Here is a 13,519-nt window from a genome sequence, read left to right as displayed (position 1 = left end):
TCAAACGGATGCTGGACGTGGTCCTGGCCGCCACCGGCCTGCTGCTCGCGACGCCGGTGCTCGCCGCCGTGGCGCTGGCCGTGCTTGTCACAATGGGTCGGCCCGTGCTGTTCCGGCAGGCCCGCCCGGGCCGGGACGGTCGACTGTTCCGCCTTGTCAAGTTCCGGTCGATGACCGTCGGCGGTGCGGACGAGGCGCCGGCCAACGACGCCGCCCGACTCACCACGTTCGGCCGCTGGCTGCGGACGACAAGCCTCGACGAGCTGCCCCAACTGTGGAACGTGCTGCGTGGCGAGATGAGCCTTGTCGGGCCGCGTCCCCTGCTGCCGGCATACCTGAGCCGCTACAGCCCGGAGCAGCTCCGCCGGCACGAGGTTCGCCCCGGCATCACCGGCCTCCAGCAGGTGTACGGGCGCAACGCGCTGAGCTGGGACGAGCGTTTCGCCCTCGACGTGCACTACGTGCGGCACCGCTCGCTCGTCCTGGACCTGCGGATCCTGCTGCGCACGGTACGCACCGTCCTGCGCCGGGAGGGGATCACCGCGGTCGGCGCGGCCACCGCCCACGAGTTCCTCGGCCCGGCCGAGCTGGCCACGGCCGGTGGTCACGCGTCGGCAGAGGGCCGCAGGTGAGCCTGGACATCGTCATCGTCGGCTGCGGCGGGCACGGCCGGGAGGTGCTCGGCATCGTCCGGGCCGTCAACGCCGTCGCCCACGGCGGCCCGGTGTGGCGGGTACGGGGCTTCGTCGACGACCAGCCCAGCGAGGTCAACCTGAAGCGGGTGCAGCGGCTGGAGGCGCCCTACCTCGGCGGCACCGCCCGCCTGGGCGAGCAGCCCGCCGGCACCCACCTGGCGCTGGGCATCGGGGATCCGGCCGCCCGGCGGTCGGTGGACAAGCGGCTGAGCGCGTACCGGCTGCCGGCGGCGGTGCTTGTGCACCCGGACGCCACCGTCGGCCCGGACACCGTCTACGGCGAAGGGCTTATCGTGTTTCCCGGCGCCCGGGTCACCACGAACGTCACGTTCGGTCGGCACGTGCACCTCAACCAGAACAGCGTGGTGGCGCACGACTGCACGGTGGGCGACCACGTGTCGGTCAACCCGTTGGGGGCGGTTTCCGGTGACTGTCACCTGGGCGACGGGGTCATGATCGGGGCCGGTGCCGTGGTGTTGCAGAGGCTGCGGGTCGGCGCGGGCGCGACAGTCGGCGCCGGGGCCTGCGTGGTCCGCGACGTACCGGCCGGCGCGGTGGTCAAGGGGGTTCCGGCCCGGTGAGCGTGGGTCCCCGCGCGAGCCGTCCGTTCGGCGTCCGCCAGCTCCGGATCGCCGTGCTTGTCACGACCAATGCCGGCGGGATGTGGCTGCTGCCGCAGGTCGAGGAGTTGCGGCACCGGGGGCATGAGGTGACAGTCGTGCTGCCGCGGGGCGCCGGCCGGCTCACCGACGAGTTGGAGCGCCGCGGAGTCGACGTGCTCAGCTCCCCGTACGACGTCACGGTGGGCCGGTACGCGCCCATCGGGCTGCTGCCGCTGCGCGCACTGCTCCGCCGGCTGCGCCCGGACGTGGTGCAGTACCACCTGATCGCCTCGGCGTACGCGGTGCGACTGGCCACGCTGGGCCTGCCGGTACGCCGGGTGCACATGGTGGCCAACCCGGCGTACCTGGAATCCCGGTTGGTCCGCTCGGTGGAGCGGTTGCTGTGGCGGCTGGACGACGTGCTGATCTGCGGCTGCCGGTACGCCTCGGCCCGGTACGGCGAGTTGGGGTGTCCGCCGGAGCGCCGCCCGGTCGCGGTGTACGGGGTGGACACCGACGCGTTCAGCCCGGACGCCGCCGGCCCCGACCAGCGGGCCAAGCTCCGCGCCGAGTTGGGCATCGACCAGGGCGTGTTCCTGGCGGTGATGGTCGCGCACGTCCAGGCACCGAAGTGGTTCATCCACTCGGGTCGGGGGGTCAAGGGGCACGAGGTGCTGCTGGCCGCCTGGCGGACGTTTCGCCGTCGGCACCCGGACGCGCACCTGCTGCTTGTGGGTGGCGGCTGGACGGCTGCCGGCGAGGAGTACCGGCGGCAGCTCGGTGCACGCTTCGGCGTCGCCGACGACCCCGGCATCACCTGGGTGGAGTCGGTCCCGGACGTGCGGCCCTGTTACGCCGCCGCGGATGTCAGCGTCTCCCCGTCCCTCGGCGACGGCCCCGGCGCGGCGGTACAGGCGGGCGCGATGGGTGTGCCGAGCATCGTCAGCGCGGCCGGTGGTCTGCCCGAGGCGGTGACCGAGCGCTCCGGCTGGGTCGTTCCGCCGGGTGACCCGATGGCGCTCGTGGAGGCGCTCGACTCGGCGTACCAGGGTTGGGTGGCGGGCCGGCTCAGCCTGTGCGGCCGGTTGGCCCGCCGGCACATCCTGACGTCCTTCGACGATCTGCGGGCGGCGGCCGAGGTTGCGGACATCGTCGAGGACGTGGCGGGCCGCCGGCGGTGAGGGCGCCGCCGGGCGGCCGGTGGCCGGTCCCGCCGGACCACCGACCGCCCACGCTGGCGGCTCAGTGCCGGATGCCGGCCCAGTCGTGGTGCCGGCGCACTGTGGAGAGGATGAAGTCGACAACCCGCCGGGAGGTGTCCGGCACCTGGTAGTCGGCCGGGCAGGGCACACCCTCCGCGGCGACCTGCGCCACCGTCACCTCGACCGCCTCGACCACCCCCTGCGGGTCGAGACCGGTCATGATGATCCCGCCCGCGTCGAGCGCCTCGGGGCGTTCGATGGACTCGCGCAGGGTCACCGCGGCGAAGCCGAGGATGGCGGCCTCCTCACTGATCGTCCCGCTGTCGGACAGGGTGCAGAACGCCTTCGTCTGCAGGTGCACGTAGTCGAGCAGACCGAACGGGTCGTGGAAGGCGATGCCGTCCAGCGCGGTGGCGTCCGGGGCGAGCGCCTCCAGCCGCTTGCGGGTGCGCGGGTGGGTGGAGACCAGCACCGGGTGGCCCCAGCGGTCGCGGACCGCGACCAGGCAGTCCAGCAGCCGCCGCAGCCGGTCGGGCCGGTCGACGTTCTCCTCGCGGTGCGCGCTGACCAGGAAGTACCGGCCTTCGTCAAGTTCCAGTTGCCGAAGGATCGTCGAGCTGGCGATCGGGGCCCGGTAGTGCTCCAGCACCTCCCGCATCGGCGAGCCGGTGTGCAGGATCCGGCGCGGGTGCAGGCCCTCGGCGAGCAGGTTGCGCCTGGCGTGTTCGGTGTAGACCAGGTTGAAGTCGGCGACGTGGTCGACAAGTCGCCGGTTCGTCTCCTCCGGAACGTTGAGGTCGAAGCAGCGGTTGCCGGCCTCCATGTGGTAGACCGGCACCCGCATCCGCCGGGCCATCAGAGCCGCGATGCAGCTGTTGGTGTCGCCGAGCACGAGCAGCGCGTCGGGCCGCAGCTCGGCGATCGCCGCCTCCATGCCGACCAGGACGCCGCCGAGCACCCGGCCCAACGAGGTGGTGTCCACGCGCAGGAACCGGTCCGGTTCGCGGAGTCGCAGCTCGCTGAAGAACACGTCGGAGAGGGTGCTGTCCCAGTTCTGCCCGGTGTGCACCAGCACGTGGTCGACGGTGTCGTCCAACCGGCTGAGCACCCGGGACAGTCGGATGATCTCGGGACGGGTGCCGACGACGGTCATCACCCGGGTCATGTGGTCTCCATCCGCCTGTCACTCACCGGGCGCCCACCGGCACCCGGTGTTCGTCGCCGACCGGCTCCGGCCACGTGTCGGGCCGTTCCGGGTCGAACAGCTCGTTGGTCCAGAAGAGCGTGAGCAGCTCGTCCGGGCCGGTGTTGGTGATGTTGTGCGCCCACATGGTCGGCATGTCGACGACCACGGGCTGGTCGCCGCTGACCGGGAACCGGACGACGTCGGTGTCGCCGACGCGGCGCAGGCTGATCTCGGCGGTGCCGCGCAGCACCACGAACCGCTCCACCTTGGCCAGGTGGAAGTGCTCACCCCGGGTGATCCCGGGCCGGGTGGTGGAGCAGAAGGTCTGCCCCGCTCCCCCGTGCGCCTTGACCGTCTCGACAAGTGCGCCCCGGGCGTCGGCCCGGCTGGGCAGGGCCAGCGGGTAGTGCGCCGGGAAGCAGTGCGACCGGTAGGTGTTGAACAGCCGCACATCGTGCCGGTCGCGCAGCGGCGGGATCTCGCCGGTGCGGTAGATGCCGGCGTACGAGGCGAGCTGGTCGGCGAGGTCGCGGACCCCGATCCGCAGGGCCGGTAACGCCGGGTCCCAGGAGCCGCCCGCGGCGACGCCGGCCAGCCGGGCGGCGGCGTCGGTGACGTGCACCAGGTCCAGTTGCCGGTCGGCGTGCACCTCCGGCTGGCCGCCCTCGGCGAGGACCCGGCAGAAGGTGGCGACAGCCGAGTTGTACCAGGGCCGGCCGTGCTCGCCGTACAGGTTGGGCAGCAGCACGTCGTCCAGGGGCACGCCGGTCTCGGCGAGGATGCCGGCGGCGGTGGCCTTGGCGTCGCCGTAGGGGGTGCCGTTGCCGGCCTGCACCGAGTTGGCGAAGACCACCTGGGCGGGCGGGTCCGGGCAGGCCCGCAGGCCGTTGGCGAGCTGGGCGGCGAGCTGGACGTTGCCGGCGGCCACGTCGGCGGGCTCACCCCGGTTGACCCCGGCCAGGTGCAGCACCCGGTCCACCCCGGCGATCCTGCGGGCGACCACCGCCGGGTCGGCCAGGTCGGTACGGGTCAGCACGGCCGGCTCGGGCCAGCCGAGCGCGCGCAGCAGGACCCGCACGTGCCAGCCGAGGAAACCGCCGGCGCCGGTGACGGCGAGGCTCAGCACGCCAGCACCGGGTCCCGCAGCGCCAGCTCCGCCCGGATCTCCGGCAGCGACGTGAGCAGCCGCACCACATCGGGTACGCCGAGTCGGGTGGCGTTCGCGGAGTTGAAGTCCTCGCCGGGCCGTTCGCCCAGCTCGCCCTCGGAGATGTAGAGCGCGTAGTTGAGGTCCCGCGCGTCCAACGGCACCCGGTAGAAGTCCCCGAAGTCGTCGGCCTGGGCCAGCTCGTCGCGGCTCGCGAGGGTCTCGTGCGACTTCTCGCTGTGCCGTACGCCGATGATGTCCAACTTGAACGGCACGTCGAACAGCTGGCAGAGGGCCTGGGCCAGGTCGCCGATCGTGCAGGCGGCGGCCTTGCGGATGAACACGTCGCCGGGGCGGGCGTGGTGGAAGGCGTGCTCGACCAGGTCGACCGAGTCGGCAAGCGACATCAGGAAGCGGGTCATCGCCGGGTCGGTGACGGTGGGCGCGCGGCCGGCCTTGATCTGCTCGATGAAGAGCGGGATCACCGAGCCGCGCGAGTACATCACGTTGCCGTACCGGACGCAGGACACGGTGGTGGCGCTGTTCGGATTGTTCCGGGCGTACGCCTGGGCGACCTTCTCCATCAGGGCCTTGCTCATGCCCATCGCGTTGACCGGGTAGACGGCCTTGTCGGTGCTGAGCACGACGACCGAGCTGACGCCGTTGTGCGCGGCGGCCTCGACCACGTTGCCGCTGCCGAGGATGTTGGTGCGCACGGCCTCCAGGGGGAAGAACTCGCAGGACGGCACCTGCTTGAGCGCCGCCGCGTGGAAGACGAAGTCGACGCCCCGCGTGGCCCGCAGCACCGTGTCGATGTCACGGACGTCGCCGACGTGGTAGCGCATCCGCTCGTCACCGATGGAACGCCGCATGGCGTCCTGCTTGGCCTCGTCCCGACTGAGGATCCGCACCTCGGCGACATCCCGGTCGAGCAGTCGCCGAGCCATGGTCTGCCCAAAGGATCCGGTCCCGCCGGTGATCAGCACCCGGCGGCCCGCGGTCATCACGCTCATTGGTTCTCCCGTTCGTTACCCGATGGGCGGTTATCGCCCGTCGACCCGGCGCGGCACAGCGCTGCGCGCTGTGCGCGGGCGCCGGTCTCCAGCGGTCAGGCGGAGGCCCCGCCGGATGCGGCACCCGGGTCAACGAGGAGTCTCAGCAGCAGATACGTGTTTGACCGGCAAACGGGCCAAACGAGCCATAGGGCACTCAGAAAACATGTCGGTCTATGCAGGGATTTGACCACTTCGTACTGCCGCACCTGGTAGAAACGGTTCCGTGCCTCCCCCCGGCCGGCAGCCGGCGTCGGGGGGCCACTCCCGGGCCAGCCCGACACGAGCGATCACCGGACCGACCCTGGAGGAGTCCCATGCCAGGCGGTCACTCGTCAGGCCCGGCTCGGGCTGGGTCGGCCCCGGTGCCGACGGACAAGGGGCACGCGCGGTGACCGACGCGCCGCCGCGCCGGCTGCGACCGCTCGACACCGTCGCGCTGCTCACCGCCGGTTGGGCTGCGGCCAGCCTGCTCCGGACGAACCACCCCGACATCACCGGGCCCGCCGCCTACCGGTACGCCTCGGCGAGCACCGACAACACGGTCATCCGTCGGGTGGTACGTCGTACCCAGTCCACCTGCCCGTGGGCCAACGCCTCGCCGTTGGCCGGCCAGAGCGGCACGTTGACCAGGACGACGAGCTGGCCGAGTTGGGACAGCAGCTTCGCGGGCACCACGTATCCGGCGACGGCGGAGAGGCCGAGCGCGTGCGCGATGATAAGCGTGTCGGCGTTGGTGGCGAACGCGATGATCACGGTCAGCACGAAGAACAACCCGCTGAGCCGGGTCAGCTCCACGGCGGCGCGGGCCTGTACGGCCCTCGGCGTGGGCCGGATCCGCGGCTTCTGCCAGCCGAAGAACCAGAGCGCGGTGAGACAGATCAGCGAGATCATCCGGGTCTACTCCGGGCTGACCTGACCGGTCACGTTGAACAGCGCCGACCACGGCACGGCACCGGCAGAGCTCCAGAGCAGGCCGGTGAGGGCGAGCGCGAGCACCGACAGAGTCAGGTACGCGCTGGAGATGAAGCGACGGGCCTGGACGGTGTCGCCGTGCGCATAGCAGGGGGCGAGCTTCGTCATCAGCCCGCTGCCCAGCCCCAGGTCGGCGAAGGCCGCCATGCCGGCCAGCGCGGCGACCGCCATCCACAGTCCGTACAGGTCGTTACCGAAGTACGGCAACGTCACCGGCACCAGGACGATCGGCACGATGAGCCCGGCCACCCGGCTGAGCAGCGCGGTCGCCACGCCAGAGAGGAGCCGGCGACCACGGTCGGGGCGGCGACGGTGCGCGCCCGGTGGGTGGGCGTGCCGGGTCCGCTCGACGACCCCGGACGACATCGGCGCCCCTACTGACTCGCGAGCACGCGACCGGCCATCCAGGACACCGTGCGTTCGAGACCGGTGCGCAACGGCACCGGCCGCACCGTGGGGAACAGCTCCCGCAGACGGGTGCAGTCGGCCTCCGAGTCCCGTACGTCACCCGGGCGCGGCGCCTCGTGCACCACCGGCAGCGGCCGGCCCATGATCTCCTCCAGCTCGGCGATCACGTCGAGCAGGGAGACCCGCGCGCCGAAGGCCAGGTTCACCACGTCGGTGGTGGACACCCGGCGGACGATGGCGTCGACGAGCACCGAGGTGACGGTGCCGACGTAGGTGAAGTCGCGGGTCTGCCGACCGTCGCCGTGCACGCGCAGCGGCTCACCGGCCAGCGCGGCGGTGACGAACCGGGGCAGCACCGCGGCGTACGCGTGGTGCGCCGCCTGCCGTGGACCGTAGACGTTGAAGAACCGGAACGGCAGCACGCCCAGGTCGTAGCAGGCGGCGTAGGCGATGGCGTACGCCTCGGCGGCCAACTTGGAGACCGCGTACGGGGAGACCGGGATGGGACGCAGCCCTTCCTGGCGGGGCAGCGTCGGGTTCGCGCCGTAGACCGACGACGAGGACGAGAGGATCACCTGCTGGACGTGGTGCCGGCGAGCGGCCTCCAACACCATCAACGTCCCGGTGGCGTTGGCGTGGTGGCTGGGCAGCGGCCGGTCGATGGAGCGCGGCACAGAGCCGAGAGCGCCCAGGTGCACCACGCTGTCCGCGCCGGCGAACGCCTCGTCCAGCAGGTCCGGGTCGAGCACGGTGCCGCGGTGCAGCCGGACGGGCTGACCGTGCAGGTTGTCCAACAGTCCGGTGGAGAAATCGTCGAGAACCACGATCTCGGTCACCTGTGGGGCCTCGTCCAACGCCCGCACCAGGTTCGCGCCGATGAACCCGGCACCCCCGGTCACCACTACCCTCACGGCTTCTTCCCCTCGGCCCGTCGGCGGCGGCCAGGCGGCGACCACCAGTGACACAACGAGCACCCAACTCGCAGGTCACGCCCAGAGGCAGTGGCTGGAGCGTGTCCTTACTTCCGTTGCGTCCGTTGTGAGCCCTGATGGGCAAGTTGACGTCGACGGGAGTGCCGGGGACATGCGGATCGGACTGATCAGCCAGTGGTACCCGCCGGAGCACACCTTCGTGCCCGGGCAACTGGCCACGGAGTTGGCCCGACGCGGGCACGAAGTACGGGTGCTGACCACCTTCCCGAGCCTGCCGCTCGGGCGGACCTACCCGGGGTGGCGACAGCGCTGGAACCACCGGGCCACCGACCGCGGGGTGGCCGTGCGCCGAGTGCCCGCCTACCCGAGTCACGACCGTTCCGGCCTGCGCCGGGCGGCGAGCTATCTTTCCTTCGCCGCTACCAGCACCCTGGCCGCCCCACGTCACCTGCGCGGCGTCGACGCGCTCTACGTCTACCACCCGCCGCCCACCTCGTACATCGCCGCCGGGCTGCTGCGGCAGCTGCGCGGCGTCCCGGCGGTGCTGCACGTACAGGACCTGTGGCCGGAGTCGGTGATCGCGTCCGGGATGACCCCGACGGGGCTGGCCGGACGGGCGGTGGAGCGGATCCTGACCACCACGATGCGCCGGATCTACCGCTCCTGCGCGGGGATCGCGGTGATCGCGCCCGCGATGGCGGAACAGGTGATCGAGCGGGGTGTCAACCCGGATCTCGTACGCACCGTCTTCAACTGGACCGACGAGGCGTTGTTCCGGCCGGTGCGGGCCACCGACGCGGCCCGGGCGACGATCGGTCACCGGGGGCGGACCACGCTGATGTTCGCCGGCAACCTGGGTTTGTTGCAGGGTGTCGACGTCGCGATCCGCGCGGCGGCGGCCGTGCCGGACGCGGTCGACTTGGTCTTCGTCGGCACTGGGCTGGGCGCGGAGCAGGCTCGTCAGCTCGCCGGCGAGCTGGGCGCGGACAACGTTCGATTCCTCGGCCGCCGCCCGCCTGCCGAGATGGCCGCGTTGTACGCAGCCGCTGACTATCAGTTGGTCATGCTGCGCGACCTGCCCTGGCTGCGTGGAACGGTGCCGTCGAAGCTGCAGGCCGCTCTGGCCTGCGGCGCGCCCGTACTGGTCTCGGCCGACGGCGACGCCGCCGGGCTGGTCAGCGCGGGCGGAGCCGGGCTGGTCTGCCCGCCGGACGACTGGCGGGCGTTGGCCGACCGGTTCACCGCGGCCGCCAGGGTGCCGGCCGAGCAGCGGCTCGAGATGGGTCGCCGGGGCCGCCAGCTCTACCTGGATCGGATGTCGATGCGGGTGGGCGTCGACCAGATCGAGGACATGCTCACCAAGGCCGCCGCACGCGGCCGGGGCTGACCCCGTCTCACGACGAACCGCATTCCTGCGACATAGAGGAAAGAACAGATATATCGCTCAGTGCCGCCTAGGCTCCTCACAGCAAGGTGGCACGTACCGAACAAACCAGAGCACGGCGGGAGAAGACCTGTGGCGGAGCCGCACGGCGTAACCGGGTCCACGATCGAGCGCCCGACGCGTCCCCCGGGAAGCATCCCGGCCGACGAGTCGCCGATCGGTCGGCGTCGAGCACCGGGCTTCACCGAACCGGCGCCGATCGTCTCCCGCTGGAACCTGTCCAGCCTGAGCGTGCTGCCCATCTGCGTTGCCGCCGCACTCGCTCCGGTCAACGCCACCCTGGTCTACTCCGGTGGGTTGTGGCTCGCCGTCGTCGCCCTGCTGAGCAGTGGTCGCATTCCCCGCGTCGGCGCGGCGGACTACCTGGCCCTGCTGATCTGCTGTTGGGCCAGCACCACCCTGATCTGGAGCCGCGACATCGAGAGCAGCCGGGTGGCTGTCCAGGCCTGGTGGACCGTCGCCCTGCTGCTGATCGCCGCACGACACGTGCTGTGCAGTCAACGTCGGCTGGTCCTTGTCGCCGGAGCCTTCCTCGGCGGCGCGGTATGGGCAGCCATTCAGCTGTTCATCGCCGGCCGTCGGGACGAAACGGCGCTGCGCATCTCACTCGATGGCGTGGGGGTCAACTACACCGCGTACTGTCTGGCCACCGCCGCGGTGGTCACCGTCCTGCTGCTGGTGGTTCGGGCCGGCAATCGACTGGTCCGCGCCGTGCTCTGGCTGCTGCTGCCGTTGTTTGGCTACGCGACGTCGCTGACCGGGACGCGGGCCTGTCTGGTCGCGCTCGCCGCCGTGGCCGTCTACCTGGTCGTCGATCGGATTGCTGGGCGCACGTGGGCAATCGCCATCGTCCTATCGGCCGTCCTGTTGGCCGTCGTGCCCTTCGCAGACCTCGCGCAGTACCAGCCACCGTGGTTGGAGCACCTGTTCAACCGGCCAATCGAAGATCTCTCCGGCCGACTGGCGGTGTGGCCGATCGCCGCAGCCTCGTTCTGGGACTCACCGCTGTTGGGCATCGGTGTAGGTGCCTTTCCGAGCACCAACCCGTATTACGGGGTGGGTGCGCACTCGTTGCTACTCAGCCTCGGCAACGATCTCGGCCTGATCGGGATCGCGCTGTTCGCGGCACTGGTCGGCTTCCTGCTGCGCGACGCGGCGCCGGGCGATAGCCGCAGGCGCGGGATGCTGGTGGGCGTCCTGATCGTGGCGTGGACGCCGATCTGGCTCAGCGGCCACTGGGAGATCTCGCCGGCGGCCTGGTTGGTGTTGGCGATCTGGTCCCGGGTACCGGTGGCGATACCCGTCCGGACTGCCGCCCATCGACGGCGCCGGAGGGCCCGTGTCGATGAGCGGCGGCCCGTCGGTCTGGTCCGCTGAGCCCATCACGAGCGAGACCGTCGTATCCCACGCGGTACTACCTCGGTGAACTCCGGTTCAACCCGTCCCGCCCGGCGTGGCGCTTCCGACGCCCTCCGCGGCAGCGGATTCAGCGGGCCGACCGCCGGGCTCAGCCAGGTCAGCGAGGAAGTCGTGCAACCGGCGGCCCTGGGCAGCAGGGTTCCGGGTCGCCCAGATGAACTGCGACCCGCCGGCCCCGAGCGCGCGAGCTTCCCCATCGGGAAGGCTCAGCACCCGACCGATCGCGTCGCGCAGTCCGTCGACAGTGTCCGTTTCGGCGAAGGTGAGCCAGGGCGCGTACTCGGCCGGAATGCCCGGCAGCCGGGTGGTCACCACCGGCACGCCCGTGGCGAGGTACTCAATGATCTTGGAGGGGAACGACCAGCGGACGAAGTCCTGGTCCACCGGACGGGGGTTCACCAGCACGCTCGCCCGGGCCAGCCTGGGCAGCAACTCCGCCCGGGGTAGCAACTCGGGGGGCACGATGCGTCGGTCCACGGTGGCCTGGTCGCGCAGCCAACCCGCCAGCTCACCCCGGCCGTACACGCACAGCCGCAGGTCGTCGCCGGGTAGGCCGCGGAAGGCCTCGACCAGCCGGTCGACACCGTAGGCGCGGCTCAGACCCCCGGCGTAGACGATGTCCCTGGTCTCCCCGACGCTCACCGGCTGACCTCCGTCGGCCCCGAACGGCTCGACGGTGCATATCCCCTCCAGCACCAGCCGGGGTCGGCCAGGGGCGAAGTCGTCGGCGAGCGCGGGGGTCAGCGTGATCACCCCCGAGCAGCGAGCAAGGGCGGCCCGGACCAGCGCCGTGTCCAGCCCGCGGAGCAGCCGGACCAGCCAACCGTCGGTGGGCAGCGCGACACCCGGCGGATCGGTGAGCACCGGCACCACGCGGACGCCGTAGCGGCGGCCTCGCAGCGCGCCGAACCAAAGGAAGGGCGAGTGCACGCCGTGCACCAGCAGCACATCGACCTCCCGCTGGCGCAGCGCCCGGCTGCCGGTGCGCCAGGCGGCCACGAACCGGGTGAGGTGCTTGAGGCCAAGCAGGTTCACGAACGCCAGCAGTTGACCGTCCACGTCGTCCTGCCGGAACCGGCCCGCGCGGAACCGGATTTGGCGGTTACCCGGCCAGGTGGACACCGGCGCCGCAGAGAGCAGGTGCACCGGGCAGTCGGCGGTACGCAGGCTACGGACCAGGCCCCAGGCGAAGGTGTGGGTCTGGGTGGGCATGATGGTGTCCCGGGCGATGATCTCGGCGAGTAGGTCGTCCGACACGGCGAAGCCCAACAGACTAACCCGTGGGCTGCGTCGCTGCGCCATCCTCACTCCCCGATGATCTGCTGATACACCCGGCCGAGGGAGCCGAGCATGACGTCGAGGCTGTAGCCCTCAGCCACCACCTTGCGGCCCAGCTCTCCCACGTGGTGCCGCTCGGCGGGATCGTCCAGCAGCGGCGTCAGCGCGGCGGCAAGGGAATCCGGATCGCCGGCCGGCACCAGCCGGCCGCCACCGGAGCGCAGCACCTCCACGTTGCCGCCCACCGCCGACGCGACAACCGGCAACCCGTGCGCCATCGCCTCAAGCAGCGCGTTGGAGAGGTTCTCGTGCAGGGTCGGGAAGACGAAAACGTCCGCTGCGGCGAGCAGGTCCGGCACGTCGAGGCGGTTGCCGAGCAGGCGCACCTCGACCTCGCCGGCATCGGCCAGGGCGGCCGAGATTCCGTCCCGGTCGAGCCCGTCGCCGGCGACGAGTAACACCCGGCGCCCGGTGGACGGCTGCGAGCGGGCGGCGGGCGGCGGCAGTCGGCGGAGCGCGTCCGCGAGGACGCCGTACCCTTTTTCCCAGGTCAACCGGGACACCGCGATCATGGCCACGTCGTCGGGACGCAGACCCAGCTCGGCGCGGACTCGGCCCCGGGCCGCACGTGGGTGCGCCGGCAGTGGAACCCCGTTGGGGATAACCCCGACGAACTTCTCGCCGAGGTCGCGCAGGAAGTCCCGGCCCGCGGCGTACTCGCAAACGGTGCCGACGTGGCTGGCCAGTCGCAGTGTCGCGGGCTCGGCCGCGTGCACGAGCAGCCGACGTCGCCAGGCGCGGCCCGGCTGGCGCAGGTCGCGTACGGTGCCGTGCACGGTGACCAGGATCCGCGGACAGCCGGCGAGGCGGGCGGCGAGAACCCCGTGGAAGCCCTCGTTCTGCAACCCCCGCACGTGCACCAGGTCGGGTCGGAGCCGCCGCAGCAGCCGCACCCACTCCCGCAGCAGCGGCACATTCAGGCTGCCGTTGCCGGCGCTCTGGTGCAAACGGACGAACTCGTACCGGTCGGCCAGCGGCGAGGCGAGCACCCGCTGCACGGCGGTCAGCGGGCCGTTGGCACCGGGCGCGCCGGCCGAGTGCTGCACCACCACTGGGCGGCCCCGGCTGTCGCGTACGGCGGAACGCTGCATGACCCCTCATTCCGGCAGTGCCCCGACG

Annotated in this window: 13 protein-coding genes; 5 read left to right on the top strand and 8 right to left on the bottom strand. The window is 71.7% G+C overall.

Translation table 11 applies throughout. The features are described from left to right. The first annotated feature begins 8 nt into the window (after positions 1 to 8). The 3 genes from ACQPWW_RS11310 to ACQPWW_RS11300 are packed head-to-tail and all read left to right on the top strand — an operon-like array spanning position 9 to position 2,478. Positions 9 to 632, top strand: coding sequence for a sugar transferase (locus tag ACQPWW_RS11310; RefSeq protein ID WP_433131809.1), 624 nt, complete (start codon positions 9 to 11; stop codon positions 630 to 632). Then, positions 629 to 1,276, top strand: coding sequence for a NeuD/PglB/VioB family sugar acetyltransferase (locus tag ACQPWW_RS11305; protein WP_433131807.1), 648 nt, complete (start codon positions 629 to 631; stop codon positions 1,274 to 1,276). The genes ACQPWW_RS11310 and ACQPWW_RS11305 overlap by 4 nt, the downstream gene beginning before the upstream one ends. Continuing rightward, entirely contained in the window at positions 1,273 to 2,478 is a 1,206-nt protein-coding gene (locus ACQPWW_RS11300) for a glycosyltransferase (protein WP_433131805.1), read from the top strand. The genes ACQPWW_RS11305 and ACQPWW_RS11300 overlap by 4 nt, the downstream gene beginning before the upstream one ends. Positions 2,479 to 2,539: 61 nt before the next feature. Here ACQPWW_RS11300 and wecB read toward each other — a convergent pair whose 3' ends face one another. The 6 genes from wecB to ACQPWW_RS11270 form a co-directional block, all read right to left on the bottom strand. After that, positions 2,540 to 3,664 carry a non-hydrolyzing UDP-N-acetylglucosamine 2-epimerase gene (wecB, locus tag ACQPWW_RS11295; RefSeq protein ID WP_433131802.1) on the bottom strand — a complete coding sequence of 375 codons (1,125 nt, stop codon included), beginning with the start codon at positions 3,662 to 3,664 and terminating at the stop codon, positions 2,540 to 2,542. 22 nt (positions 3,665 to 3,686) lie between these two features. Beyond that, positions 3,687 to 4,811: an NAD-dependent epimerase/dehydratase family protein gene (locus ACQPWW_RS11290; protein WP_433131800.1), complete on the bottom strand. Its 1,125-nt coding sequence runs from the start codon at positions 4,809 to 4,811 to the stop codon at positions 3,687 to 3,689. Continuing rightward, entirely contained in the window at positions 4,805 to 5,845 is a 1,041-nt protein-coding gene (locus ACQPWW_RS11285; protein ID WP_433131798.1) for a polysaccharide biosynthesis protein, read from the bottom strand. Before ACQPWW_RS11285 ends, ACQPWW_RS11290 begins: the two co-directional genes overlap by 7 nt. A gap of 549 nt (positions 5,846 to 6,394) precedes the next feature. Next, the gene (locus tag ACQPWW_RS11280) at positions 6,395 to 6,778 is read right to left on the bottom strand and encodes a hypothetical protein (protein ID WP_433131796.1); all 384 of its coding nucleotides are present in this window, start codon (positions 6,776 to 6,778) and stop codon (positions 6,395 to 6,397) included. Between the two features lie 6 nt (positions 6,779 to 6,784). Continuing rightward, a complete protein-coding gene (locus tag ACQPWW_RS11275; RefSeq protein ID WP_433131794.1) occupies positions 6,785 to 7,225 on the bottom strand; it encodes a hypothetical protein in 441 nt (146 codons plus the stop codon). An 8-nt stretch (positions 7,226 to 7,233) separates the two neighbouring features. Beyond that, the gene (locus tag ACQPWW_RS11270) at positions 7,234 to 8,178 is read right to left on the bottom strand and encodes an NAD-dependent epimerase/dehydratase family protein (protein WP_433131792.1); all 945 of its coding nucleotides are present in this window, start codon (positions 8,176 to 8,178) and stop codon (positions 7,234 to 7,236) included. 172 nt (positions 8,179 to 8,350) lie between these two features. Here ACQPWW_RS11270 and ACQPWW_RS11265 point away from each other — a divergent pair, with 172 nt between their 5' ends. Together ACQPWW_RS11265 and ACQPWW_RS11260 are read left to right on the top strand one after the other, a co-directional pair. Then, a complete protein-coding gene (locus tag ACQPWW_RS11265) occupies positions 8,351 to 9,586 on the top strand; it encodes a glycosyltransferase family 4 protein (protein ID WP_433131790.1) in 1,236 nt (411 codons plus the stop codon). A gap of 129 nt (positions 9,587 to 9,715) precedes the next feature. After that, on the top strand, positions 9,716 to 11,020 hold the full coding sequence (locus ACQPWW_RS11260; RefSeq protein ID WP_433131788.1) for an O-antigen ligase family protein: 1,305 nt from the start codon (positions 9,716 to 9,718) through the stop codon (positions 11,018 to 11,020). A gap of 57 nt (positions 11,021 to 11,077) precedes the next feature. Here the strand turns inward: ACQPWW_RS11260 and ACQPWW_RS11255 are convergent, their stop codons facing one another. Next, positions 11,078 to 12,364 (bottom strand): glycosyltransferase, encoded by a 1,287-nt coding sequence (locus tag ACQPWW_RS11255; protein WP_433131786.1) that lies wholly within the window; start codon positions 12,362 to 12,364, stop codon positions 11,078 to 11,080. Positions 12,365 to 12,366: 2 nt separating this feature from the next. Beyond that, a complete protein-coding gene (locus ACQPWW_RS11250) occupies positions 12,367 to 13,491 on the bottom strand; it encodes a glycosyltransferase family 4 protein (RefSeq protein ID WP_433131784.1) in 1,125 nt (374 codons plus the stop codon). Positions 13,492 to 13,519: the final 28 nt, after the last annotated feature.

Source organism: Micromonospora sp. CA-240977 (assembly GCF_050942285.1).
Classification (GTDB): domain Bacteria; phylum Actinomycetota; class Actinomycetes; order Mycobacteriales; family Micromonosporaceae; genus Micromonospora.
Note: the sequence above shows the minus strand (reverse complement) of the source record. Positions and strands in the feature narration are given on the sequence as shown.

Coding starts and splice junctions, on each gene's coding strand:
- ACQPWW_RS11310 (WP_433131809.1), top strand. CDS start 9: ATGCTGGACGTGGTCCTGGCCGCCACCGGCCTGCTGCTCGCGACGCCG.
- wecB (WP_433131802.1), bottom strand. CDS start 3,664: ATGACCCGGGTGATGACCGTCGTCGGCACCCGTCCCGAGATCATCCGA.
- ACQPWW_RS11285 (WP_433131798.1), bottom strand. CDS start 5,845: ATGAGCGTGATGACCGCGGGCCGCCGGGTGCTGATCACCGGCGGGACC.
- ACQPWW_RS11280 (WP_433131796.1), bottom strand. CDS start 6,778: ATGATCTCGCTGATCTGTCTCACCGCGCTCTGGTTCTTCGGCTGGCAG.
- ACQPWW_RS11275 (WP_433131794.1), bottom strand. CDS start 7,225: ATGTCGTCCGGGGTCGTCGAGCGGACCCGGCACGCCCACCCACCGGGC.
- ACQPWW_RS11265 (WP_433131790.1), top strand. CDS start 8,351: ATGCGGATCGGACTGATCAGCCAGTGGTACCCGCCGGAGCACACCTTC.
- ACQPWW_RS11255 (WP_433131786.1), bottom strand. CDS start 12,364: ATGGCGCAGCGACGCAGCCCACGGGTTAGTCTGTTGGGCTTCGCCGTG.
- ACQPWW_RS11250 (WP_433131784.1), bottom strand. CDS start 13,491: ATGCAGCGTTCCGCCGTACGCGACAGCCGGGGCCGCCCAGTGGTGGTG.